Consider the following 23,495-nt stretch of genomic DNA (forward strand, 5'->3'; position numbering starts at 1 on the left):
GCAACCGTGACACAACGGCGTTCCGGGGTCCACGCCCGACACGCCGGGCAACTCGGTAAGTAGTGGCAGGCTGCACCCGGGCAGGCCACACTCGACTAGCGGAAGCAGCGACGCACGTGACGTCGGCAGGCACCACCCGGGAGGTACCCATGCCCGAACTGCGTGTCGTGGCCGTCTCCAACGACGGCACACGACTGGTGCTGAAGGCTGCTGACAGCACGGAGTACACACTTCCGATCGACGAGCGGCTGCGCGCCGCCGTGCGCAACGACCGCGCGCGCCTCGGCCAGATCGAGATCGAGGTGGAGAGCCACCTCCGCCCGCGTGACATCCAGGCGCGGATAAGGGCCGGTGCCTCCGCCGAGGAGGTCGCCCAGCTCGCCGGCATCCCCGTCGACCGCGTGCGCCGCTTCGAGGGGCCCGTGCTCGCCGAGCGCGCCTTCATGGCGGAGCGGGCCCGCAAGACCCCGGTCCGCAGGCCCGGGGAGAACAGCGGCCCCCAGCTCGGCGAGGCGGTGCAGGAGCGGCTGCTGCTGCGCGGGGCCGAGAAGGACACCGTGCAGTGGGACTCCTGGCGCCGGGACGACGGCACCTGGGAGGTGCTGCTCGTCTACCGGGTCGCGGGCGAGGTCCACACGGCCAGCTGGACGTACGACCCGCCCCGGCGGCTCGTCCAGGCCGTGGACGACGAGGCGCGGGCCCTGATCGGCGAGACGGACGACACGATCGCCGCCGCGCCCGAGCCCAGCTTCCCGTTCGTGCCGCGCATCGCCCGGCTGCCCCGGGACCGGCCGCTCGACCGAGCCCTGGACCGCCAGCTCGACCGCCACCAGCTGGAACGGACGCCCGCGCCCGTCGAGCCGGAGGACGAGCGGGACTCCCTGACGAGCCTCCTGGAGGCCGTGCCGAGCTTCCGCGGCGACATGGTCGTGCCCGAGCAGCCGGACTCCTCGGAGCACGCGGAGGAGCCCGCGGCGGAGGAGCCGCCGGCACCCGCCGCCTCGGCGGGGGCGGGCGCCGCGTACGCCGACGTGCTGATGCCGCGTGCGGTGTCGGGCCACCGCGACCGGCTCACCGGCACCACGGACCGCCAGGCCGAGGCCGACGGCGTCCGTCCGGGCCGCCGCGCGGCGGTGCCCAGCTGGGACGAGATCGTGTTCGGCACGCGCAGGAAGAAGCAGGACTGACCTTCGCGCGCCTCCGTACGGGCGTCCGGACCGGTGCCGCGCGCGCTACCGGGAGTCCGGGCCCGTGGCCACCGGGCGGGACGGGTCGGCGGACCACTCCGACCAGGAGCCCGCGTAGAGGGCGGCCGGGATGCCCGCGACCTCCAGGGCGAGCACCTCGTGGGCGCCGGAGACGCCCGAGCCGCAGTACACCCCGACCGGGGTCCCCCCGGTCGCGCCCAGCGCGGTGAACCGCTCCCGCAGGACGTCGGCCGCCAGGAACAGCCCCTCGGCGTCGACGTTCCCGGTCGTCGGGGCGGAGACGGCGCCCGGGATGTGCCCACCGACCCGGTCGATCGGCTCGACGTCCCCCCGGTAGCGCTCGGCCGCCCGCGCGTCCAGGAGCAGCCCCGTGCCGGCCAGTGCCGCCGCGCCGTCGGCGTCCAGCAGCCCGAGTGCGCCCGGCCGTGGCCGGAAATCGCCCGGCTCCGGGGCGGGGACCTCCGTCGTGAGGCCGCCCGTCCAGGCCGCGAGGCCCCCGTCCAGGACCCGCGCGTCCGGGTGGCCCGTCCAGCGGAGCAGCCACCAGGCGCGGGCCGCGCCCCAGCCGGAACCGCCGTCGTACGCGACGACCGGCCGGTCCGCCGAGACACCCGCGCGGCGCATCGCGGCGCCGAAGGTCTCCGGGTCGGGCAGGGGGTGGCGCCCGCCGCTCCCGGGCGGGCCCGCCAGCTCCGTCTCCAGGTCGACGTAGACCGCTCCGGGCAGGTGGCCGGCCTCGTAGGCGGGCCGCCCGGGCGGGCCCCCGAGCGCCCACCGGACGTCCAGGAGGACCGGCGGCCGGGGTCCCGCCGACTCGCTGAGCAGTTCGCTTGCGGAGATGATGGGGTTCATGGGTGCCATACTCGCGCAGCCGCACGGCCGCGGGGGACGGACCCGGCGCCTTGCCCCCGGGATCGCGCCACCGCGTGGTGCGGCCGGGGTCCGCCGCGTTCCCGCCGGTGCCACCGCCGGACGGGCACACGGCCACGACGATGGTCCGAGGAGAGGGTGACGATGACCGAGGCGACTCGGCGCACCCCCGGCACGCCCTGCTGGGTGAGCCTGATGGTGCACGGGCTTGACGCCACGCAGGAGTTCTACCACGCGCTCTTCGGCTGGGAGTTCGTGCCCGGCCCCGAGCAGCTCGGCCCGTACGTCCGCGCCCTGCTCGGCGACAGGGAGGTGGCGGGCATCGGCCGGCTGCCGGACGACCGGCGCCTGCGCATCGCCTGGACCCCCTATCTGGCCACCGAGGACGCCGACGAGACCGCCGAGAGCATCCGCTGCTGCGGCGGCACCGTCGCGGTGGGCCCGCTGGACGCGGCCGAGGCGGGCCGCCTGGCGATCTGCTCCGACCCGACGGGCGCGGTCTTCGGCGTCTGGCAGGCGGAGGCGCACCACGGCACGGCGACGGCGGGGCCGGGGACCCCGGTGTGGAACGAGCTCCTCACGTACGAGACCTCCTCGGCCGGGGAGTTCTACCGGGCGGTCTTCGGCTTCGAGGTGGAACCCGTCCCCTCCACCGGGCAGGACTACGCGGCGCTGCACGTGGAGGGGATCCCGGTGGCCTCCCTGCACGGCGTCGGCGAGGGCCTGCCCCGGGACCGGGGCCCGCACTGGATGACGTACTTCGAGGTCGCCGACGCGGACGCGGCCGCCCGGCTCGTCGTGGAGCTGGGCGGCCGGGTCCTGCGCCCGCCGCACGACGGCCCGGCGGGGCGGCTCGCCGTGGTGGCGGACCCGGAGGGGGCGGTCTTCACCCTGGTCGGGTCCTCCGGGCGCTGACCCGGACGGACGGGCGGGCGGCGCGAAGGCCGTGGGACTCAGCCCCGGCGGCCCCGCAGGAGGCTCCGGAGCGGCCGGGGCGCGCCGCCCGGGGTCCGCGCTCCGCCCGGCAGGCCGAGCAGGGTCAGCCGTTCGGCGGTGAAGTGGTGGGCGGTGCCGGGGTCGTCGTGGTGGGCGGCCAGGAAGCGGGCGGTCTCCTCCCGGAGCTCCGGGAGGCTCTTGTGGCGCATGCAGTAGCCGACGGCCCGGACCAGGGGCGCGAGCGAGGCGGGGGCCGGGCCGGGGACGGCGGGCTCCTCGCCCCGTTCCAGGTCGGCGACGAGGTGGTCGACGAGGGTGAGCGGGACGCGGTTGCTGTTCTCGTAGGGGGTGAGCCGTTCCAGGACCTCGGCCGTGCCCACGCGGGCGACGGGCACGCCGTAGTAAACGGCGGCGGTGAGCATCGCCGTGGAGAAGCAGCCGACGACGAGCCGGGGCCGGCACCGCTCGTAGAAGGTCTCGGCGAGCAGCGGCCTGTCGAGGACCGTCAGGCGGACGCCGGAGCGCTCCGCCTCCTCCTCCAGGGTCCGGGAGTAGCGGGCGGGTGCGGACGGGTGCGGTTTGAAGACGACCGAGCGGTGTCCGGCGGCGGCGGCTCCGCGCAGCATCCGTACGTGCAGGTTCTCCTCCTCCTCGGCGGTGAGGAGGTTCAGGGCCGCGAGGTACTGGCCGAGCAGGAGGGCCGTGGGCCCGGCAGCGGCTGCCCGCGCGATCAGGGGGTCGTCGGCGGCTTCCTCGGCGATCTCGGCGAGGACCGCGCGGAAGGCGTCGTCGGGGACCGGTTCGGGCTCGACCCCGTACTCGCTCAGGAGGAGGGGCCGCAGGCCCGGGACCAGGTCGGGGTGGAGGACCCTCCGGACGCGGCAGGCGACCGACTGCGCGAGGTCGTTGCGGGTGGGGCCGTAGCTCATCAGGCCGTCCGCGTAGACGTGCAGGGAGCTCTCGGGGAAGGCGACGGCCAGTGCCTTCGCGGGGTTGACCTGGATGGACTCGACGGCCAGTTCGACCGGCGCCGTGCCGAGGCCCCAGGCGGTGCGCAGCACGCGCTGCCAGAGCGGGGCCTCCTCGGGACGGGGGGCCCAGGCGGCGGGGTGGTACGGGTGGATCGTCCGGTTCCAGTCGAGGGTGCCGTCGAAGCGGGTGGCGATCCGCCCGTACCCGGTCATGTCCCGCAGGCGCGGCGCGGTCTCCGGGATCTCGGCGTTGTGCGAGACCAGCAGGAGCCGGCGGACGTCCGCGCGGGGACCGAAGAGCCCGGCGTCGAGGGCGGCGGCCAGGGTGGCGGCGCCGTAGAGGGTGGACACCTGGAAGATCTGGACCGGACGGGTGTCGGTGTCCGTCGTGGCGTCCTTCTCGGGGGCCATGGGTCAGGCGGTCCTTCCGGTCTCGCGCAGGCTCCGCAGGAGGGTGGCGCGCGGGGTGTCCATGGTGGCCAGGGTCTCGTCCAGGACCCGCTGGGGCATGCGGCGCAGCGCGTCGCGGACGTCCGCGCGCAGCCGTTCGGCGACGGCGGGTTCGTACGCGCCGGCCTTGCCGACGTGGAAGGCGATCATCGCGCAGTACGTGCGGACCGCCTTCGGCAGGAAGCGGTCGGCGTCGGCGTCCCGGGAGACCTCGTCCAGCAGGAGGTCGTAGGAGGGGATGAAGTCCAGTTGCCGGTGGTCGGTGATCTGGGTGAGCGAGGTGGCGACCCCCCGCCGGTAGAAGACGCCGTGCAGGGAGAGCGCCGCGAAGGTGCGGGCCCTCAGGTGGAGCCGCCAGATCCAGAGGCGGTCCTCGGCGGTCCGCAGGGACGTCTCGAAGCGGGACGCGCCGTTCTCGAAGAGGTGCCGGCCGTAGATGCCGAAGGGGACGAAGGGGTAGTCCACCATCGTGACCATGCCGGCCGGCGAGATGCCGTCCCTGGGGTCCATCACGGTGTCCCGGCGCTTGGCGGGTGCGTAGCGGATCTGGCGCTTGCGGCCCTCCGCCAGGACGTGGTCGGTGCGGGCGAAGTCGCAGCCCAGGCGGGTGATTCCGGCCACGGCGGCCTTCAGGTGGCCGGGCGCGTACCAGTCGTCGCCGTCGAGGAAGGTGAGGTGGTCGCCGGTCGCCGCGTCGATCCCGGTGTTGCGCGCCTGGGCGACGCCCCGGTTGGTCTCGTGCCGGATGACGGTGGCGTTCGGCAGGCGGTCGCGCCAGCGGTCGAGGATCTCCGGGGTGTCGTCCGTCGAGCAGTCGTCGACCAGCAGGAACTCGAAGTCCGGGTCCGCGTTGTTCGCGAGACCGCGCAGGGTGTCGGAGGCGTACGCCCCGACGTTGTGGAACGGTACGACGACGGACAGTTTCGGCACTCGGGTTCCCCACACTGGATCGGACGGTCGAACGTCGTGGTGCCGCGTACGGTAGTGCTCCGCCTTCCCGGCCGAACGAGCCGCGCGTGTACGGCCGGTGAACTCTCCCCGCCCTCTCGGCACGGCGCGTCCCCCCGAGGGCCCGTCACGCACGGGCGCGTCGGCGGCGCGGCGCCCCGGTCGCGACCAGGGCGAGGAGGGCGACCGCCCCGACGGCGGCGCCGAGGCGGAGGCCCGGGGGCCGGAAGGAGCAGCGGACCGTGTCCGCCCGCCCGTCGAGGGGGACGGCGACGAGCCCGTCGTACGTACGCGCGGGACGGAGGTCCGCGTCACCGGCGGCGCAGCTCCAGCCGGGCACGCGGGGGACGGCGAGGACGGCGACGCCCGTGCTGCCTCGCGGGAGTTCGGCCGTGACGGTGTGTCCGGTGGCGCGGACCCGGGTGGCGCCGGTGGCGGTGAGCCGTTCCACGGCGGCGTCGAGACGGGCGCGGACCAGGCAGCCGACGGGCTGCCGGGGCAGCTTCGGCCCGGCCTCCGGGGACAGTTCGATCCGCACCTCTCCCGAGGCGGGTACGGCTCCGAGGGCGCCCATGGCGGCGCTGACGGCGGGCGGTCCGCCCCCGAACGCCACGGGGTCCTCCCCCGCGAGGGCCGCCGTGCCCCGGTACTCGGGCGCCCAGAACCACACGTCGGAGCCGGCCGGGCAGCGGGCGGTGAGGACGTGTCCGGCGCGGCGGGGCGCGGGCAGCTCGTACACGGGGGCGCCGAGCAGGCGTTCCTGCCGGACGAAGGCCGAGTCCCCCGGCCGCCCCGTGGGCCGCGGCGCCGGGCGGACGGTGACCAGCGGCGGTACGGGGACGGTCGTGGCGGTGACCGCGGCGCGGGGCGGGGCGTCCCGCCGCACCGGCTCCGTGGGTTTCGAGCGCACCCGGGTGCCGATGGAGAAGAGGGCGTCGGTCACGGGGTTGTCGAGGGTGACGGGGTGCCGGCCCTTGGCGTAGTGGCCGAAGCCCAGGCCGGTGAGGGTCCGGGAGGTCACGTCGGCGGTGAGGCTGCTGTAGTGGTCGGCGCCCTGTCCGCCGACGAGCAGGGCGTCGTTGCCGCCGGGGACCTCGCCGGGCTCCGTGCGGTACCGGGGCCAGGCGTCCGCGCGGGCCGTCTCGCGCGCCACGGCCTCGTGCCAGGGGCCGGTCCGGGGCGACCAGGCGACCTCGTTCCGCCGCTGTTCCTCGGCCCGCTCCCCGGTGACGACCGCCTCGCCCGCCTGGGCGGCGACGAGCAGGACCAGGGTCAGGGCGGTGAGGAGGCGGGCGGCGCGGGGGCGGGAGCGGGCGGCCGTCAGGGCGGCGAGGGCGGCGGCGAGCGCCAGGAGCGCGGCCGCGCCGAAGGCGGGGAAGGTCCACCGGTCGATGTCGGCGCTCCCCCGGGCCGCCCACGCCAGGGCGCCGAGCAGACCGCCGGCCGCGAGGAGCGCCGCCGGGCGGGGCACTCCCGCGGCGGCCGAGAACCAGGCGCCGATCAGCAGCAGGCCGCACAGGACGAAGGACTGGCGGTACGGGATGCCGTTGGGCGAGGCGCCCGCGTGCCAGAGCAGATGGGTGGGCTCCCACTGGAGGGAGAGGGCCACCAGGACGGCCGCCGCCGTCCAGCCGGCCCGGACGCGCGGGGCGACGGCCCGGTGGAACGGCAGCGTCAGGGCGAGGGCGAGGGCGGAGGTGCCGACGAAGAGCGCGGGGGTGGCCACGCTCGCGGTGGCGGGCAGGAGGCGGGCGAGGACGTCCGCCGGGGCCGCGGGCGCGAAGACGGTCTCCGGGGTGGGGTCGGCGGCCCGGGTGGCGAGGAAGACGACCGCGACGAGCGGCGCGGCGAGCCCGACGCCGATGAGGACGCTCCGGACGGCCCGCGCCGCGCCGGCGAGGCGCTGCCGCGCGGTGGCGGGCTCCCCGGCGGTGAGCAGCCGGACGGCGAGGACGACGGCGGCGCCGAGGGTCGCCATGTACGCGGTGTAGAAGTTGGCGGTCCAGGCCAGCGCGACGACGAGCGGCCCGAGGACGGGCCTGCGGCCGGTGCGGGCCCACTCCCCGGCCAGGCAGAGCAGCGGGAGGGCGACGAGCCCGTCGAGCCACATCGGGACCGTGGACCCGTGGTCGAGGGTCCAGCCGGAGAGCGCGTACGCGGTGCCGAGCACGGCGGCGACCGGCCAGGGGCCGGGACGCAGCCGCAGGAGGAGCAGGGCCATGGCGGCCCCGGCTGCGGCGATCTTGAGGGTGGTGACCGCGTACAGGGCGAGTTCGACGCGGTCCGCCGGAAAGAACACGACGAGGAGGCTGAAGGGGCTGCTCAGGTACGTGCCGATGTCGCCGAGGAAGTTGGAGCCGAATCCGGTGTTCCAGTCGAGGAGGGCGTCCCCGTGGGTCTCGCCGCGCAGGAAGGCGCGCCAGTAGGTGTGGTACGGCAGGTACTGCTGGCCCAGGTCGACGACGTTCCTGGTCATCGGGCCGAAGGGATGGGCACGGGCGAGCCGGGTGGCGAGGCAGAACAGCACGGTGGTGAGCAGGGCGGCGGCGGTCGCGGCCCGGAACTCCGGTCGGTGGAGGCGGGGCCGGGGGGTCCCGGAGCGGGGCCGGGTGCCCTCCGCCCCGGTCCCGGCCGCACCCGCGCCCCCGGCCTTCGCCTCGGCCCCGGTGGCGGCGGGCACGGTCTCGGGGGCGGGGGGCACGCGTCCTCCAGGGGTCGTACGGCGCGGGAACGCCCGGAGGTGGAGTCGTCACGCACGGGCCGACCGCCATTACCACCGAGGCGGGCGACCCGCGGCCGATCACCGGGGAGGGTTCGGGTACACCGCGGGTGAACTCCCGGTGCCGTGCGCCCCCGGACGGGCCGGACGACCGGTGGCGCGCGCCCCGGGACGGGCCGGACGACCGGTGCCCCCCGGAAGAGGCCGGGCGGTCGATGCCGTGCGCCCGGGGACGTCAGGCGGCCGGGGCGCCGGCCACGAGTTCGTCGACCGTGCGGGCCACCGTGCCGAACAGGTCGGAGACGGTCGTCAGGGCGGCGGCCCCCAGCGCGTCCGGGGACAGGACGGTGCCGTCCGGCGCCTCCAGGGGGCGGGTGGCGGTGGCCTCGGCGACGACGGTCGGGCGGTAGCCGAGGTGGAAGGCGCCCTGCGCCGTGAACAGCACGCACATGTGCGTCATGAACCCGGCGAGGACCAGATCGCCGCCGGCGCCGAGCTCCTTCAGGACGTCCTCCAGCTCCGTGGCGTGGAAGGCGTTGGGGGCCTGCTTGACGACCACCCTCTCCCCCTCGGCCGGGGCGACCTCGTCGCTGATCGAGCCGATCTCGGCCCGGATGTCGTACGGGGTGCCCTCGCCGCCGTCGTTGACGACGTGGACGACCGGGGTTCCGGCGGCGCGGGCGGCCGCGAGCAGGCGGGCACCGGCGGCCACGGCCTCCTCGGCGCCGTCGAGCCGCATGACGCCGGTGCGGTAGGTGTTCTGGAAGTCGATCATGATCAGGACCGACTCGCTCAGTCGCGGCAGCTCCCGGGGGAGGCCGATCACCTCGCGGAGGGTGGGAGACGCGGTCATGGCGGTTCCTTTCGGACGGGGAGGGGCGGTGGAGGGGCCGTCACGCACGACCGCCCCTGCTTGTTTTCAACGCTAACACAGATCGCAATCATTGATAACAAGAGAGTCGACGCCTACGCCGCCGAGGGCCCGAACAGGGAATTTGCCCAGGTCCCCCCTGTTAGCGCTGATACCGTGGAGCCATGTCGACAGCCCGCGAGCGCATCCTGGAAGCCACCGAGGAGCTGCTCGCCACCAAGGACGCGCTGGCGATCTCGACCCGGGCCATCTGCGACCGGGCGAAGGTGGGCATGCCCGAGATCTACCGCCGGTTCGGCGACAAGCAGGGGCTGCTCACGGCGGTGGCCGACATCGGTTTCGAGCGCTTCCTCGCCGCCAAGAGGCTCAATCCGCTCACCGACGACCCGGTGGCGGACCTGCGCACGGCCTGGGACAGCCATGTCGCGTTCGCGCTGCGCAACCCGCACCTCTACCGCCTGATGTTCACGCCGACGGGCGACGCGAGGCCGGAGGGCATCAAGGAGGCGCAGGCGATCCTGCTGGCGGCCCTGGAACGGTGCCGGGACGCCGGGCGCCTGCGGATGCCCCCCGAACCGGCCGGCCGGGCCGTCCTCTCCGCCAACGTGGGCGTGTGCATGATGGCGCTGTCCTTCCCCGGCCTCTTCGGGGACCCCGGCACCTCGGAAGCGGTGCGGGACGCCGTGATCGGCCGGATCACCGGCGACGAGCGGGAGGACCCCCGGCTCGCCACCGCCACCGTCCTCGCCCAGGCCCTGGTCGCCACCCTCACGGGAACGGCGCCGGTGGAGGCGGCCGGCCCCGACGGCCCGGCCGGCGGCCGCGCCCCCGGGACCCTGAACCCGCCGACGGCGCTCCCGGAACCGTAGAACCCTCCGGGCCGCGCCCCCGGGGTCGTCAGACCTGGTTGACGGGGAGCACGTCCGGGGAGAGGACGCCGGCGCGGGCGGACGCCGAGGTCACGCGGCGGCGGTGATGCCGGCGGCAGAGGACCTCGTAACCGATCTCCTCCGCAGGACGGTTCACGTCGCCGACCACGACCTGCTCGCCCTCCACGACCATCTCGCCGCCCACCGTACGGGCGTTGTGCGTGGCGCGGGCTCCGCACCAGCACAGGGCCTCGACCTGGAGCTGCTCTATGCGGTCCGCCAGCTCGATCAGCCGCTGCGAGCCGGGGAACAGCTTCGTGCGGAAGTCGGTGGTGATGCCGAAGGCGAAGACGTCCAGGCCCAGGTCGTCGACGATGCGGGCGAGCTGGTCGATCTGCTCCGGGGCGAGGAACTGCGCCTCGTCCACGATCACGTAGTCGGCCTTGCCGCCCTGGGAGAGCTGGCCGACGAGGTACGCGTACAGGTCCATGCCCCGCGGCGCCTCGACCGCCTCCGTCACCAGGCCGAGCCGGGAGGACAGCTTGCCCTCCCCCGCCCGGTCGTCACGGGTGAAGATCACCCCCTGGAGCCCCCGCGCGTCGCGGTTGTGGGCGATCTGGAGCGCCAGGGTGCTCTTCCCGCAATCCATGGTTCCGGAGAAGAAGACCAGCTCGGGCATGACGGGTCGGGGACCTTTCGGGGGCGTGGGACGTGGGGGGAGGGGGAAGTGCCGGAAGGTCAGGAGCGCACTTCGAGCAGCGGGACGAACTGCTCGGCGGGGGTCATGGACCCGTGCATGCCGGCCATCGCGGACTCGTGGGGCTCGTTGACCGAGGCGGTGATGGCCACGTCGTCGTGGGCCGCGACGACGACGTCCCCGATCCGCCCGTGGACGCGCGCGTCGATCTCGTCGCCGAACCAGCCGAGGGAGATCGCCTCCTCCCGGCCCGCGACCCAGAACCGCTCGCCGACGACCTCGCGCCAGCAGGTGAGGACGTCCGCCTCGGCACCGGGCACGGCGTAGACGTGGCGGGCCCGCCCCTCGCCGCCGAGGAGGGCGACGCCGGCGCGCAGCTCCCAGTCCTCGTCGAAGTCGATGCGGTGCTCCTCGTCGAAGGGGATGTCGACCATGCCGTGGTCGGCCGTGACGTACAGCGCGGAGCGGGGCGGCAGTTGCTCGGCGAGCCGCTGGGCGAGCCGGTCGACGAACATCAGCTGGCCGCGCCAGGCGTCGGAGTCGATGCCGAAGCGGTGCCCGGCGCCGTCGAGTTCGCTGTAGTACGTGTAGACGAGCGAGCGGTCCCCGGCGGCGAGCTGCTCGGCGGCGAAGTCCATCCGCTCCTCGCCGGAGAGCCGTCCGTGGAACGTTCCGCCGCTGAGCGCGACCTGGGTGAGCGGGGTCCGCTCGAAGGCCGGGGAGGAGACCTGGGCGGTGTGGACCCCGGCCTCGTGGGCGAGCCGGAAGACGGTGGGGTACGGCTGCCAGACGCGCGGCGCGGTCCACGGCTTCCAGCGGAGCTGGTTCATGAGCGCGCCGGTGCCGGGATCGCGCACGGTGTATCCGAGCAGCCCGTGCGTGCCGGGATGGCGGCCGGTGCCGACGGAGGCGAGGGAGGTCGCGGTGGTGGCGGGGAACCCGGCGGTGACCGGCCGGCCCGTGCCGCCCCGCGAGGAGCCGAGGAGCGAGGTGAGGTAGGGGGCCTCGTCGGGGTGGGACCTGATCTGCTCCCAGCCGAGCCCGTCGATCAGGAAGACGCAGTTCCGGTCGGCGGGGGTCAGCTCCGCGATCCGCGGGGCGAAGCCGGGCACCCCCTGGCCCGCGACGAGCGTCGGGAGGAGGTCGCCGAGGGAGCCGGAGGCGTACTCGGGCACCGGCGCGGTCTCCGGGGCGAGCGGCACCGGATCGTCGGGCCAGCCGTAGGACACCTCGGTGGACCGCTCCATCAGCGGGTGGAGGCGGCGGTGGCCGCGGTCGCCTCGGAGAGCGCCTGGGCGAAGGCGAGGGTCTGCCGGACGGTGTCCGGGCCGTCCCCGGCGTCGCTCACGCGCAGGCTGAGGTCGTCGGCGGTGGAGTTGCCGGTGTAGCCGTGGTCCGCGTCGCAGTCGGGGTCGCCGCAGGCGGCGGGCTCCAGGTCGATCCGGGAGACGGCGCCCCAGCCGATGGTGAGGACCACCTCGCGGGGCAGCGTGCCCGGCGTGTAGGACTCGGGGTTGGCGACCACGCGGCTGACGACGACCGACGAGATCCGGTCGAGCTTCACGGACTCGGTGGAGGTCGTGGCGTACGGGGTCGGGGAGCTGGTGTCGGCGGCCTGCTCGTCGGTGTGGCTGACGATGAAGCGGTTCGGGGTCAGGACGAGCACGGTGACGTGGCGGCGGACCTCGTTCGCGTCGAAGGTGGTCTCCTGGTGCACCACGTACGACGCGACGGCCTCGCCGCCGACGGCGGCCTCCACCGCCTCGGCCACGAGGGCCGGGTAGTAGCCGCTGCGCTCGATCGCCGCGCGCAGCCCCTGGGTCGTCGTACCGCTCTTCGCCATGGACTCCATCCTACGGGGCCCGGGGCGCCCCTCGGCCCGCTCAGTACCTCGGCAGGCTGCGCGGGCCGAGGTCGGTGCGGGGCGGCGACGGGGCCAGGCGGACGGTCGCGCCGAGGACGGAGAGGCCCCGGGAGGCCACGACCACCGGCTCCAGGGAGACGGCGACCACTTCGGGGTGGTCGTCGACGAGCCGGGAGACCCGCAGCAGCAGTTCCTCCAGGGCCGGGGTGTCCACGGGGGCGGAGCCGCGCCAGCCGAAGAGCAGCGGGGCGGTCCGGAGGGAGCGGACGAGTTCGGCGACGTCCCGGTCGGTGGCCGGGACCAGCCGGTGGGCCGTGTCGCCGAGGAGTTCCGAGGCCGCGCCCGCGAGACCGAAGGAGAGGACGGCTCCCACGCCCGGGTCGATGGCGGAGCGGACGACGGTGTCGACGCCCCGGGGCACCATGGCCTGGACGACCGGCCGGAGCTCCTCGGGCCTGCCGAGGGCCTCGGTCAGCTCGGCGTAGGCCGTGCGGAGCTGTCCCTCGGTGGCCAGGTCGAGCCTGACCCCTCCGAGATCGGGACGGTGGCGGAGGTGCGGCGCGGTCGTCTTGAGGGCGACGGGGTAGCCGAGGCGGGCGGCCGCCGCGACGGCGGCGTCGGGCGCGGGCGCGGGCAGGGCCGGCAGGACGGTGATGCCGTACCGGGCGAGCAGTTCGCCCGCTTCCGGGGAGGCGAGGGGCACGCCCCGCGCGTCCGCCCGCTCGGTGGTGAGCACCCGCGCGATCAGGTCGGCGGCCCCGGCCTCGTCGATGTCCTCGTACGCGGGCACCCGGCCGGGTTCGGCCGCCTGCCGCCGCCACTGCCCGTACCGCACGGTCTCGGCCAGCGCCCGTACGGCCCGCTCGGCGGCGGGGTAGGAGGGGATGGTGACCGGGGCGGGGGAGGTTCCGGGGACGGTTTCGGGGACGGGTGTGCTTCCGGCAGCGGGCGCCGGGCCGGAGGTCCGTTCCGGGGCGGGAGCGCGATGCGGGCCGGCCCCCCGGTGGGGATCGGTCCCCCGGTCCGGGCCCGCCGCCGAGGACGGCACGCCGCCCGGCGGGGCGGGCCGCGTGCTCGTGGCCACCGCCAGGGCCTCCGCGAGGCCGCCCATCTCGACGTGGACGACGACGACCGGCTTCGCCGGGGCGGAGGCGACGGCCTCGCGGAGCGCCGCCGCCAGCACCTCGCCGTCGCCGGACTCGGTGGCGCCGTCCTCGCCGACCCAGGGGATCGCGGTCACGACGACGGCGTCGGACGCCTCGTCCGCGAGGGCCGCCGCCAGCGCGTCCCGGAAGTCCTCCGGGGTCGCCGCGGTCGTCAGGTCCAGCGGCCGCAGCGGCCGCAGCCCCTCGGTCAGGCAGGCGTCGTACGTGAGCAGGCCGAGCGACTCGGAGTTGCCGAGGATCGCGACCCGGGGCCCGGCGGGCAGCGGCTGGGCGGCCAGGAGCGTCCCGGCGTCCACGAGTTCGGTGACGGTGTCGACGCGGATCACCCCGGCCTGCCGGAGCAGCGCGGAGACCGTGGCGTGCGGGACGCGGGTGACGGGCACCCGGTGTCCGGGCGGAGCGCTGCCGCTGTGCCGGGCGCCCTTGACCACGACGACCGGCTTGACGGCGGCGGTGCGGCGGGCGAGCCGGGCGAACTTCCGGGGATTGCCGATCGACTCCAGGTAGAGGAGGACGACGTCGGTGCCGGGGTCGTCGTACCAGTACTGGAGGAAGTCGTTGCCGGAGACGTCGGCGCGGTTCCCGGCCGAGATGAAGGAGGAGAGCCCGGCGCCCCGCCGGTGCAGTTCGGCGAGGAGGGCGATCCCGATGGCGCCGGACTGGGTGAAGAGCCCGATCCGCCCGGCGGTCGGCGGGTGCGGCGCGAGCGAGGCGTTGAGCCGGACGTCGGCGGCGGTGTTGATGATGCCGAAGGCGTTCGGCCCGATGATCCGCATGCCGTGGGAGCGGGCCTGCCGTATGAGCCGGCGCTGCCGCTCGCGGCCGTCCGGGCCGCTCTCGGCGTACCCGGCGGAGAGCACGACCAGGCCCCGCACGCCGTGCTCGCCGCAGTCCGCGACGGCTTCCGGGACCCGTTCGGCGGGGACGGCGACGATCGCCAGGTCCACGGGTTCGCCGATGGCGCCGACGGAGCGACGAGCGGGGACGCCGTCGAGTTCGGCCGGACCGCCGTCCCCGTCACCGGCCTCGGGGAACGCGGAGTTCACCGCGTACACGCGCCCCGTGAAGCCCGCGCCGAGGAGGTTGCGCAGAACGGTCCGGCCGACGCCGCCGGGGGTGCGGCCGGCGCCGACCACGGCGACCGACGCGGGAGCGAGCAGCCGTTGCACGGAGCGGGCCTCCGCGCGCTGCTCCCGGGCGCGCTGGACGGCGAGGGAACGGTCGGTGGGTTCGAGGTCGAGGTGGAGCCGGACGGAACCGTCCTCGAAGCTGCGCCTCTGGGTGTAGCCCGCGTCGGTGAAGACCTTGATCATCTTGTTGTTGGCGGGGAGCACCTCGGCGGCGAAGCGCCGGATGCCCCGCTCGCGGGCCACCGCCGCGATGTGTTCGAGCAGGACGGAGGCGACGCCGCGGCCCTGGTGCGCGTCCTGGACGAGGAAGGCGACCTCGGCCTCGTCGGCCGGGGCGGAGGCGGGCAGCCCCCGGGCGTCGATGCGGTCGTAGCGGACGGTGGCGATGAACTCGCCGCCGACGGTCGCCGCGAGTCCCACGCGGTCCACGAAGTCGTGGTGGGTGAAGCGGCGCACGTCCTTGGCGGAGAGGCGCGGATAGGGAGCGAAGAAGCGGTAGTACTTCGACTCGTCCGAGACCTGCTCGTAGAAGCTGACGAGCCGGTCGGCGTCGTCGGTGGTGATGGGCCGGATGAGCGCGGTGCCGCCGTCGCGGAGCACCACGTCCGCCTCCCAGTGGTCGGGGTAGGCGTGCTCCGGCGCCACCTGCGGTTCCGTCGCTTCCGGCTGTTCCGACGCGCTCTGCATGGGGTCAGCCTACGGCTGCGACACGGGTGGGGCACCGGTCGCGCGGCGGGGGTGCCCGTTGCAAGGTGGGGGGACCGGGAGGCGGTCCGGACCGGGCCGGGGACCGGTGTGAGCACCTCGCGTCCCGTGAGAGACTGGTCTAGACAACCCGCTTGAGACTTGAAGGGCAACACCATGGCTGAGCGCCGCGTCAACGTCGGATGGGCCGAGGGCCTGCACGCCCGTCCCGCGTCCATCTTCGTCCGTGCCGCCACGGCTTCCGGCGTTCCGGTGACGATCGCCAAGTCCGACGGCGCTCCCGTGAACGCCGCTTCCATGCTCTCGGTGCTCGGCCTGGGCGCGCAGGGCGGCGAGGAGATCGTGCTCGCCTCGGACGCCGAGGGCGCCGAGGCCGCGCTGGACCGCCTCGCGAAGCTGGTCGCCGAGGGCCTGGACGAGCTGCCCGAGACCGTCTGAGACCGTCCGAGCCGGGACGGTCCCGAAATGCCGTGACCGCCGCAATTGCGGCGGTCACGGCATTTCGCTTTTCCGGCCTCTTTTTCGGGCAGCGCAAAAGCCGCCCGACGAATTCCTGCCCCCCTTTTTTACGATGGGCGTGTTAATTCCGGACGCTCGTCGTGTTGACGACATGTTGCGGAACCCTCACACGACCGCGCTCCGCCCCTTTGAGCCGGTGCAGCGACAGCGAGCGCTCCGCGTGCAGCGCGGTCAGCGCCCTCGCCCGCTCCGCGTCACCGCGCGCCACGGCGTCCACGATCGCGCCGTGTTCGGCCCAGACGTCCGCCGGCCGGGCGGGCCGCTCGACCGCGTACACCCAGGCGATCTTGTGCCGCAACTGGGTGAGCAGCGCCGTCAGGGCCGGACTGCCGCACGCCTGCGCGAGCGTCTCGTGGAACCAGCCGCCGAGCGGACGCAGGTCCTCGTCCCGGCCCCGTCCGGCCCGCTCCTGCCCCAGCCTGACCAGGCCGCGCAGCACCTTGAGGTGGGCCTCGGTGCGCCGCTGCGCGGCCCGCGCGGCTCCCAGCGGTTCGAGCAGCGTCCGCATGTCGAGCAGGTCGGCCGCCTCCCGCTCGGTGGGCTCGGCCACGTGCGCGCCCGCGTGGCGCCGGGTGAGGACGAAGCCCTCGGACTCCAGGGTGCGCAGCGCCTCGCGGACCGGGACGCGGGAGACCCCGTACCTGCGGGCGAGCCGCTCCTCGGTCAGCCGGCTCCCCCGCGCGAAGACGCCGGAGACGATGTCGTCCCGGATCGCCGTGCACACCGAATGCGCGGGAATACGCATGTCCGACCTCCGCCTTGGTCCGCGCGAGTCCATTCGAGCGGCGCCTTTTCCGCGCCCGTGCCACGACTCTATTGCAGCCCGCCGGAATTTCCGATGCCCCGCCGGATTCCACGGACGCGTTCCGGCCGAAGAAAAGCCCCGGCCCAGTACGGGCCGGGGCTTTCCCGAGGCGGGGCCCCGGGGGCCGGGGACGCGCGGAGGGGCGACGGTGTCAGACGGTGACGCCGCGGGCGCGGAGGTAGGCGACCGGGTCGATGTCGGAGCCGTACTCGGGGCTCGTGCGCGCCTCGAAGTGGAGGTGCGGGCCGGTCGAGTTGCCGGACGAGCCCGAGACGCCGATCTGCTGGCCCGGCTCGACGGTCTGGCCGACGTACACCCCGATGGAGGAGAGGTGACCGTACTGGGTGTACGTGCCGTCGTTCATCCGGATGACGATGTTGTTGCCGTACGCGCCGCCCCAGCCGGTCTCGACGACGGTGCCGGAGCCGACGGAGACGACACGGCTGCCGTAGTCGGCGTGGAAGTCGATGCCGGAGTGGCTGCCGGAGGACCAGAGCGAACCGCCGGTCTTGTAGGCGGTGGAGACGTACGAACCGGCGATCGGGAGCTGGAAGGAGTTCAGGCGGCGGCGCTCGGCCTCACGGGCGGCGCGCTCCTTCGCCTCGCGGATCTCCTTGGCGCGGGCCTCGGCCTTGCGCTTCGCCTCGGCCCGGACCTTCGCCTCGGCGGCGGCCTCGAACGCCTGCCGGTCCTGGGCGGCGGCCTGGGCGTTGATGCGGTCGGTGAGGGACTCCTCGGTGATCACCTCGATGAGACCGGTGTCCTCGGGTGACCGGTTGTCCGTGTCGGCGGCGAGCGCCGGGGAGGCGAGGGTTCCGATGACGCCGGTGGTGGCCAGCGTCGCGACGCCGGCGATGCCGGCGCTGCGGCGCGCCATCCGGCTCGGACCACGATGCTTCCCGGTGGCACGGGTGAACGCCATGAAGACGCTGTTTCCTTTCCCTCCTTCTCGCCTACCGGGTTAGCTGACGGGTTCGGAGCAGGAAGGTCTCCTACGGGCCCCTCCGTACGGGACGAAGGCGTCCGATTCACCCCAGGGACTGCGTGCGGGTCCCCGGCTCCCCTGGGCTCGCGCCTGACGGGGACTCGGCGATGGCTGTCCGGTGCCGCGGGTGCGGCGGGTACGACTGGCGAACAGCCGGATCGACGGTAAGCGGGCCGCCAGTCGATCACCAACCGAACAGGGCCTTTTGTAAGACATGCCACAGGGCAGAGGATCACTCTTGCCGCCAATGCGGACAATTCCCTTGCGGGAACTCCTCCGCGGACGCCCTTCCCACAAGGGATTTTCCTGACGAGCCGTCACATCCGGGCCCCGGTCGCGGGGACGGCGGTGGTGGACCGCCGTCCCCGCGGGGGACGGTCAGCCGCTGACGACGGTGACCTCACCGATGCCGAGCGCGCGCACCGGTTCCGCGATCTGCGCCGCGTCACCCACCAGGACGGTGACGAGCCGGTCCACCGGAAAGGCGCTGACGACGGCGGCGGTCGCCTCGACGGTGCCCGTCTCGGCCAGGCGCGCGTACAACTGCGCCTGGAAGTCGTCCGGGAGGTGCTGCTCGACCTGGTCGGCGAGCGTTCCGGCTACGGAGGCGGCCGTCTCGTACTTGAGCGGCGCCACCCCCACCAGGTTCTGCACGGCCGTCTCCCGCTCGGCGTCCGTGAGCCCCTCGGCGGCCAGGGTGCGCAGCACCTTCCACAGGTCGTCCAGGGCCGGGCCCGTGTTGGGGGTGTCCACGGAGCCACTGATGGCGAGCATCGCGGCGCCGTTCCCCCCGGCGTCGGAACGGAGCACCTGGCCGAAGGCCCGCACGCCGTACGTGTAGCCCTTCTCCTCGCGCAGGACCCGGTCCAGACGCGAGGTCAGGGTCCCTCCCAGGCAGTACGTGCCGAGGACCTGGGCCGGCCAGACGCTGGAGTGCCGGTCGGGACCGATCCGGCCGATGAGCAGCTGGGTCTGGACGGCGCCGGGGCGGTCCACGACGACGACCCGCGCGGTGTCGTCGGCGGTGATCGGCGGCATCGGAAGCGGCTCGCCCGGCTCGCCGGTCCAGGCGCCCAGCGTCTCCGCCAGGACCTTCTCCAGGTCCACCCCGGTCAGGTCGCCCACGACCACGGCGGTCGCCGTGGCGGGCCGCACGTGCGCCGCGTAGAACGCGCGGACCGCGGCGGCGTCGATCGCCGCGACGGTCTCCTCGGTGCCCTGGCGCGGCCGGGACATCCGGGACTCGGCCGGGAACAGCTCCTTGGACAGCTGCTTGGCGGCCCGGCGGGCCGGGCTGGCCGTCTCGTGCGGGATCTCGTCGAGGCGGTTGCGCACCAGGCGCTCGACCTCGGTCTCCAGGAACGCCGGGGCGATCAGCGCCTCGGCGAGCAGACCGAGCGCCTTGGGCAGCCGGGAGACCGGGACCTCCAGGGAGACCCGTACGCCGGGGTGGTCGGCGTGCGCGTCGAGCGTGGCGCCGCAGCGCTCCAGCTCGGCCGCGAACTCCTCGGCGGTGTGCCGGTCCGTGCCCTCGGAGAGCGCGCGGGCCATGATGGTGGCGACGCCGTCGAGACCGGCGGGTTCGGCGTCCAGCGGGGCCGGCAGGAACAGCTCCACGGCCACGACCTGCTGGCCGGGGCGGTGGCTGGTGAGCACGGTCAGGCCGTTCTCCAGGGCACTGCGGTCCGGGGCCGGGAAGGCCCAGGGGCGTGCGGTGCCCGGCGTCGGCCGCGGGTGGAACTCCATGCTCGTCAAAGACACGGCAGCGTCGGTCACTGGTCCGCCCCCTCTTCCTCGTCGCTGTCGCTCTCGCTCTGTTCGGTGGCCACCGGCTCGTAGACGAGCACCGCGCGGTTGTCGGGGCGCAGCCGGGCCGCGGCGGCCTCCCGCACCTCCTCGGCGGTGATGTCGAGGACCCGGTCGACGGCGGTGAGGGCGAGCTGCGGGTCGCCGAACAGCACGGCGAACCGGCACAGTTCGTCGGCACGGCCCGCGACGGTGCCCAGCCGGTCCAGCCACTCGCGCTCCAACTGGGCCTGGGCGCGCTCCATCTCCTCGGCCGTGGGCCCCTCGGCGGCGAACCGGGCCAGCTCCTCGTCGACGGCCGCCTCGATCTGCGGGACCTCGACGCCTCCGGACGTCTTGACGTCCAGCCAGCCGAGCGAGGGCGCCCCGGCGAGCCGCAGCAGGCCGAAACCGGCGGCGACGGCCGTGCGGTCGCGGCGGACCAGGCGGTTGTGCAGGCGGGAGGACTCCCCGCCGCCCAGGACCGTCAGGGCCAGGTCGGCGGCGTCGCACGCGCGCGTGCCGTCGTGCGGCAGCCGGTAGGCGGCCATCAGCGCGCGCGCCGGGACCTCCTCCTCGACGACCTCGCGGAGCTGCTCGCCGATGACGTCGGGCAGCGAGCCGTCGCGCGGGACCGGCTTGCCGTCGTGGGACGGGATGGAGCCGAAGTACTTCTCGATCCAGGCGAGGGTCCGCTCCGGGTCGATGTCGCCGACGACGGAGAGCACCGCGTTGTTCGGGGCGTAGTACGTGCGGAAGAAGTTCCGCGCGTCCTCCAGGGTGGCCGCGTCCAGGTCGGCCATGGAGCCGATCGGCGTGTGGTGGTAGGGGTGGCCCTCCGGGTAGGCGAGGGCGGTCAGCTTCTCGAAGGCCGTGCCGTACGGCACGTTGTCGTAGCGCTGGCGGCGCTCGTTCTTGACGACGTCCCGCTGGTTCTCCATGGACTCGTCGTCCAGGGCGGCGAGGAGCGAGCCCATGCGGTCGGCCTCCAGCCAGAGCGCGAGCTCCAGCTGGTGCGTGGGCATGGTCTCGAAGTAGTTGGTGCGCTCGAAGCTCGTCGTGCCGTTGAGCGAGCCGCCCGCACCCTGCACCAGCTCGAAGTGACCGTTCCCGTGGACCTGCTTCGAGCCCTGGAACATCAGGTGCTCGAAGAGGTGGGCAAGGCCCGTGCGGCCCTCGACCTCGTGGCGCGAGCCGACGTCGTACCAGAGGCAGACCGCGGCGACCGGGGTCAGGTGGTCCTCCGAGAGCACCACGCGCAGGCCGTTCGCCAGCCGGTGCTCGGTCGCTGTCAGGCCGCCGGAGCCGGCCTCGGCCGTGGCCGTGTGACCCATGGGCATGTACGTCCCTTCGATCGCGATGTGAAAAAGTCCTGCCACTGTATGCAAGCGCGCCGACACCTGGCGAAGTTCCCGCCCGTTCGAGATGTCCCTCTTCCGGGTCGCGGTCGGCGTTGTCGGTGGCACGGTCCACAATGGTCCGCGTCAGAGCAACCATGTTGGTGAAGGAGCCGCAGCCGCGATGGCCCGCCGCAGCACGAAAACACCGCCGCCGGACGACGCGTACGAGGAGAAGATCCTCGACATCGACGTCGTCGACGAGATGCAGGGCTCCTTCCTCGAGTACGCGTACTCGGTGATCTACTCGCGCGCGCTTCCCGACGCCCGCGACGGCATGAAGCCCGTCCAGCGCCGCATCGTCTACCAGATGAACGAGATGGGGCTGCGGCCCGACCGCGGCTTCGTGAAGTGCGCCCGTGTGGTCGGCGAGGTGATGGGCAAACTGCACCCGCACGGCGACGCGTCGATCTACGACGCGATGGTCCGCATGGCGCAGCCCTTCTCCATGCGCCTCCCCCTCGTCGACGGCCACGGCAACTTCGGGTCCCTCGGGAACGACGACCCGCCGGCCGCCATGCGGTACACCGAGTCGCGGATGGCCCCGGCCGCGCTGCTCATGACCGAGTCCATCGAGGAGGACACGGTCGACTTCGCGCCGAACTACGACGGCCAGGAGCAGGAGCCGGCGGCGCTGCCCGCCGCCTACCCGAACCTGCTGGTCAACGGCGCCTCCGGCATCGCGGTCGGCATGGCGACCAACATGCCCCCGCACAACCTGGGCGAGGTCGTCGCGGCCGCCCGTCATCTGATCAGGCACCCGAACGCCGACCTCGACGCGCTGATGCGCTTCGTGCCCGGCCCGGACCTGCCGACCGGCGGCCGCATCGTCGGCCTCTCCGGCATCAAGGACGCGTACGAGTCGGGTCGCGGCACCTTCAAGATCCGCGCCACCGCGACCGTGACGGACGTGACGGCGCGCCGCAAGGGCATCGTCGTGACCGAGCTGCCGTTCTCGGTGGGCCCCGAGAAGGTCATCTCCAAGATCAAGGACCTGGTCGGTTCCAAGAAGCTCCAGGGCATCGCGGACGTCAAGGACCTCACCGACCGCAGCCACGGTCTGCGCCTGGTCATCGAGATCAAGAACGGCTTCGTGCCGGAGGCGGTCCTGGAGCAGCTCTACAAGCTGACGCCGATGGAGGAGTCCTTCGGCATCAACAACGTGGCGCTGGTCGACGGACAGCCGCTCACCCTCGGCCTCAGGGAGCTCCTCCAGGTCTACCTGGACCACCGCTTCGAGGTCGTCCGCCGCCGCTCCGAGTTCCGCCGCACCAAGAAGCGCGACCGGCTCCACCTGGTCGAGGGCCTGCTCGTCGCGCTGCTCGACATCGACGAGGTCATCCGCCTCATCCGGGAGAGCGAGAACTCGGCGCAGGCCAAGGAGCGCCTGATGGAGCGCTTCTCCCTGAGCGAGATCCAGACGCAGTACATCCTGGACACCCCGCTGCGCCGCCTCACCAAGTTCGACCGGATCGAGCTGGAGAGCGAGCGCGACCGGCTCAACGGCGAGATCGACGAGCTGACCGGAATCCTCGACTCCGACGCGGAGCTGCGCAAGCTGGTCTCGGCGGAGCTGGCCGCGGTCGCCAAGAAGTTCGCCACGGACCGGCGGACCGTCCTCCTGGAATCGGCGGGCGCGCCCGTCACGGCCGTCTCCCTGGAGGTCGCGGACGACCCGTGCCGGGTGCTGCTCTCCTCGACCGGCCTGCTGGCCCGTACGGCGACGGCGGAGCTGCCCGGGGCCGACCCGGACGCGAAGCGGGTCAAGCACGACGTGATCGTGTCGTCGGTGGCGGCCACCCAGCGCGGTGACGTCGGCGTGGTGACCTCGGCCGGCCGACTGCTGCGGCTCGCGGTGATCGACCTGCCGCGGCTGCCGGACACCGCGAGCGTCCCGAACCTGGCGGGCGGCGCGCCGCTGTCGGAGTTCCTCTCCCTGGAGGCGGGGGAGACGGTGGTCTGTCTGACCACGCTCGACGAGTCCTCGCCCGGTCTCGCGCTCGGCACGGCGCAGGGCGTGGTGAAGCGGGTGGTGCCGGACTACCCGGCGAACAAGGACGAGCTGGAGGTCATCACCCTCAAGGACGGCGACCGGATCGTCGGCGGGGCCGAGCTGCGGACGGGCGAGGAGGACCTGGTCTTCATCACCTCCGACGCCCAGCTGCTGCGCTACCAGGCGTCCCAGGTACGGCCCCAGGGCCGGCCGGCCGGCGGCATGGCGGGGGTCAAGCTGGCGGCGGGCGCCGAGGTCGTCTCCTTCACGGCCGTCGATCCGGCCTCGGACGGCGTCGTCTTCACGGTCGCGGGTTCCACGGGCGCCCTGGACTCCTCCGTCGGGACGTCGGCGAAGCTGACGCCCTTCGACCAGTACCCGCGCAAGGGCCGTGCCACGGGCGGTGTCCGCTGCCACCGCTTCCTGAAGGGCGAGGACGTCCTGGTCCTGGCCTGGGCGGGGGCCGCCCCGGCCCGCGCCGCCCAGAAGACCGGCGCCCCGGTCGACCTCCCGGAGGCCGACCCCCGCCGCGACGGCTCGGGCACGCCGCTGGCGAAGCCGGTGGACGTGGTGGCGGGCCCCGCCGTCTGACCGGATTCACCCGGGC

Annotated in this window: 18 protein-coding genes and 1 riboswitch; of the genes, 5 read left to right on the top strand and 13 right to left on the bottom strand. The window is 74.3% G+C overall.

Annotation, left to right across the window (positions count from 1 at the left end; all coding sequences use genetic code 11):
* The first annotated feature begins 116 nt into the window (after positions 1-116).
* Entirely contained in the window at positions 117-1,187 is a 1,071-nt protein-coding gene (sepH, locus tag ACFYZY_RS16475) for a septation protein SepH (protein ID WP_388694169.1), read from the top strand.
* 45 nt (positions 1,188-1,232) lie between these two features.
* Here the strand turns inward: sepH and ACFYZY_RS16480 are convergent, their stop codons facing one another.
* Positions 1,233-2,060, bottom strand: coding sequence for a sulfurtransferase (locus ACFYZY_RS16480; protein WP_388694172.1), 828 nt, complete (start codon positions 2,058-2,060; stop codon positions 1,233-1,235).
* Between the two features lie 162 nt (positions 2,061-2,222).
* On the opposite strand from ACFYZY_RS16480, the gene ACFYZY_RS16485 reads away from it, so the two are divergent.
* Positions 2,223-2,993, top strand: coding sequence for a VOC family protein (locus ACFYZY_RS16485; protein ID WP_388694175.1), 771 nt, complete (start codon positions 2,223-2,225; stop codon positions 2,991-2,993).
* A gap of 38 nt (positions 2,994-3,031) precedes the next feature.
* Here ACFYZY_RS16485 and ACFYZY_RS16490 read toward each other — a convergent pair whose 3' ends face one another.
* The 4 genes from ACFYZY_RS16490 to ACFYZY_RS16505 form a co-directional block, all read right to left on the bottom strand.
* The gene (locus tag ACFYZY_RS16490) at positions 3,032-4,396 is read right to left on the bottom strand and encodes a polysialyltransferase family glycosyltransferase (RefSeq protein ID WP_388694177.1); all 1,365 of its coding nucleotides are present in this window, start codon (positions 4,394-4,396) and stop codon (positions 3,032-3,034) included.
* A 3-nt stretch (positions 4,397-4,399) separates the two neighbouring features.
* A complete protein-coding gene (locus ACFYZY_RS16495) occupies positions 4,400-5,365 on the bottom strand; it encodes a glycosyltransferase family 2 protein (protein ID WP_388694179.1) in 966 nt (321 codons plus the stop codon).
* A 145-nt stretch (positions 5,366-5,510) separates the two neighbouring features.
* Entirely contained in the window at positions 5,511-8,084 is a 2,574-nt protein-coding gene (locus ACFYZY_RS16500) for a YfhO family protein (protein WP_388694182.1), read from the bottom strand.
* A gap of 253 nt (positions 8,085-8,337) precedes the next feature.
* Positions 8,338-8,955: an isochorismatase family protein gene (locus ACFYZY_RS16505; protein WP_388694184.1), complete on the bottom strand. Its 618-nt coding sequence runs from the start codon at positions 8,953-8,955 to the stop codon at positions 8,338-8,340.
* A gap of 182 nt (positions 8,956-9,137) precedes the next feature.
* Between ACFYZY_RS16505 and ACFYZY_RS16510 the strand changes: the two genes are divergently transcribed.
* Positions 9,138-9,842, top strand: coding sequence for a TetR/AcrR family transcriptional regulator (locus ACFYZY_RS16510; protein WP_388694186.1), 705 nt, complete (start codon positions 9,138-9,140; stop codon positions 9,840-9,842).
* A gap of 28 nt (positions 9,843-9,870) precedes the next feature.
* Here the strand turns inward: ACFYZY_RS16510 and ACFYZY_RS16515 are convergent, their stop codons facing one another.
* From ACFYZY_RS16515 to ACFYZY_RS16530, 4 genes are read right to left on the bottom strand one after another with little or no spacing between them, the layout of a single operon-like run.
* Entirely contained in the window at positions 9,871-10,521 is a 651-nt protein-coding gene (locus tag ACFYZY_RS16515) for a thymidine kinase (protein WP_388694188.1), read from the bottom strand.
* A 59-nt stretch (positions 10,522-10,580) separates the two neighbouring features.
* On the bottom strand, positions 10,581-11,786 hold the full coding sequence (locus ACFYZY_RS16520) for an alkaline phosphatase family protein (RefSeq protein WP_388694191.1): 1,206 nt from the start codon (positions 11,784-11,786) through the stop codon (positions 10,581-10,583).
* Positions 11,786-12,382, bottom strand: a complete 597-nt coding sequence (locus ACFYZY_RS16525) for a DUF5998 family protein (protein WP_388694193.1) — start codon at positions 12,380-12,382, stop codon at positions 11,786-11,788. The genes ACFYZY_RS16520 and ACFYZY_RS16525 overlap by 1 nt, the downstream gene beginning before the upstream one ends.
* Positions 12,383-12,422: 40 nt before the next feature.
* Positions 12,423-15,386: a GNAT family N-acetyltransferase gene (locus ACFYZY_RS16530; RefSeq protein WP_388694196.1), complete on the bottom strand. Its 2,964-nt coding sequence runs from the start codon at positions 15,384-15,386 to the stop codon at positions 12,423-12,425.
* 174 nt (positions 15,387-15,560) lie between these two features.
* Here ACFYZY_RS16530 and ACFYZY_RS16535 point away from each other — a divergent pair, with 174 nt between their 5' ends.
* Positions 15,561-15,842, top strand: coding sequence for an HPr family phosphocarrier protein (locus tag ACFYZY_RS16535; protein ID WP_388694198.1), 282 nt, complete (start codon positions 15,561-15,563; stop codon positions 15,840-15,842).
* Between the two features lie 142 nt (positions 15,843-15,984).
* Here ACFYZY_RS16535 and ACFYZY_RS16540 read toward each other — a convergent pair whose 3' ends face one another.
* The 4 genes from ACFYZY_RS16540 to ACFYZY_RS16555 form a co-directional block, all read right to left on the bottom strand.
* On the bottom strand, positions 15,985-16,668 hold the full coding sequence (locus tag ACFYZY_RS16540) for a GntR family transcriptional regulator (protein ID WP_388694201.1): 684 nt from the start codon (positions 16,666-16,668) through the stop codon (positions 15,985-15,987).
* A 211-nt stretch (positions 16,669-16,879) separates the two neighbouring features.
* Positions 16,880-17,650, bottom strand: coding sequence for a M23 family metallopeptidase (locus ACFYZY_RS16545; RefSeq protein WP_388694203.1), 771 nt, complete (start codon positions 17,648-17,650; stop codon positions 16,880-16,882).
* Between the two features lie 13 nt (positions 17,651-17,663).
* Positions 17,664-17,830: riboswitch (cyclic di-AMP (ydaO/yuaA leader) on the bottom strand.
* A gap of 261 nt (positions 17,831-18,091) precedes the next feature.
* A complete protein-coding gene (locus ACFYZY_RS16550) occupies positions 18,092-19,459 on the bottom strand; it encodes a M16 family metallopeptidase (protein WP_388694370.1) in 1,368 nt (455 codons plus the stop codon).
* A 26-nt stretch (positions 19,460-19,485) separates the two neighbouring features.
* Positions 19,486-20,838, bottom strand: a complete 1,353-nt coding sequence (locus ACFYZY_RS16555) for a M16 family metallopeptidase (protein WP_388694206.1) — start codon at positions 20,836-20,838, stop codon at positions 19,486-19,488.
* 181 nt (positions 20,839-21,019) lie between these two features.
* Here ACFYZY_RS16555 and ACFYZY_RS16560 point away from each other — a divergent pair, with 181 nt between their 5' ends.
* Positions 21,020-23,479 carry a DNA topoisomerase (ATP-hydrolyzing) subunit A gene (locus tag ACFYZY_RS16560; RefSeq protein ID WP_388694208.1) on the top strand — a complete coding sequence of 820 codons (2,460 nt, stop codon included), beginning with the start codon at positions 21,020-21,022 and terminating at the stop codon, positions 23,477-23,479.
* Positions 23,480-23,495: the final 16 nt, after the last annotated feature.

Source organism: Streptomyces sp. NPDC001744 (assembly GCF_042892575.1).
Lineage (GTDB): Bacteria > Actinomycetota > Actinomycetes > Streptomycetales > Streptomycetaceae > Streptomyces.

Coding starts and splice junctions, on each gene's coding strand:
- ACFYZY_RS16480 (WP_388694172.1), bottom strand. CDS start 2,060: ATGAACCCCATCATCTCCGCAAGCGAACTGCTCAGCGAGTCGGCGGGA.
- ACFYZY_RS16485 (WP_388694175.1), top strand. CDS start 2,223: ATGACCGAGGCGACTCGGCGCACCCCCGGCACGCCCTGCTGGGTGAGC.
- ACFYZY_RS16490 (WP_388694177.1), bottom strand. CDS start 4,396: ATGGCCCCCGAGAAGGACGCCACGACGGACACCGACACCCGTCCGGTC.
- ACFYZY_RS16505 (WP_388694184.1), bottom strand. CDS start 8,955: ATGACCGCGTCTCCCACCCTCCGCGAGGTGATCGGCCTCCCCCGGGAG.
- ACFYZY_RS16510 (WP_388694186.1), top strand. CDS start 9,138: ATGTCGACAGCCCGCGAGCGCATCCTGGAAGCCACCGAGGAGCTGCTC.
- ACFYZY_RS16515 (WP_388694188.1), bottom strand. CDS start 10,521: ATGCCCGAGCTGGTCTTCTTCTCCGGAACCATGGATTGCGGGAAGAGC.
- ACFYZY_RS16520 (WP_388694191.1), bottom strand. CDS start 11,786: ATGGAGCGGTCCACCGAGGTGTCCTACGGCTGGCCCGACGATCCGGTG.
- ACFYZY_RS16525 (WP_388694193.1), bottom strand. CDS start 12,382: ATGGCGAAGAGCGGTACGACGACCCAGGGGCTGCGCGCGGCGATCGAG.
- ACFYZY_RS16530 (WP_388694196.1), bottom strand. CDS start 15,386: ATGCAGAGCGCGTCGGAACAGCCGGAAGCGACGGAACCGCAGGTGGCG.
- ACFYZY_RS16535 (WP_388694198.1), top strand. CDS start 15,561: ATGGCTGAGCGCCGCGTCAACGTCGGATGGGCCGAGGGCCTGCACGCC.
- ACFYZY_RS16540 (WP_388694201.1), bottom strand. CDS start 16,668: ATGCGTATTCCCGCGCATTCGGTGTGCACGGCGATCCGGGACGACATC.
- ACFYZY_RS16545 (WP_388694203.1), bottom strand. CDS start 17,650: ATGGCGTTCACCCGTGCCACCGGGAAGCATCGTGGTCCGAGCCGGATG.
- ACFYZY_RS16550 (WP_388694370.1), bottom strand. CDS start 19,459: ATGGAGTTCCACCCGCGGCCGACGCCGGGCACCGCACGCCCCTGGGCC.
- ACFYZY_RS16555 (WP_388694206.1), bottom strand. CDS start 20,838: ATGCCCATGGGTCACACGGCCACGGCCGAGGCCGGCTCCGGCGGCCTG.
- ACFYZY_RS16560 (WP_388694208.1), top strand. CDS start 21,020: ATGGCCCGCCGCAGCACGAAAACACCGCCGCCGGACGACGCGTACGAG.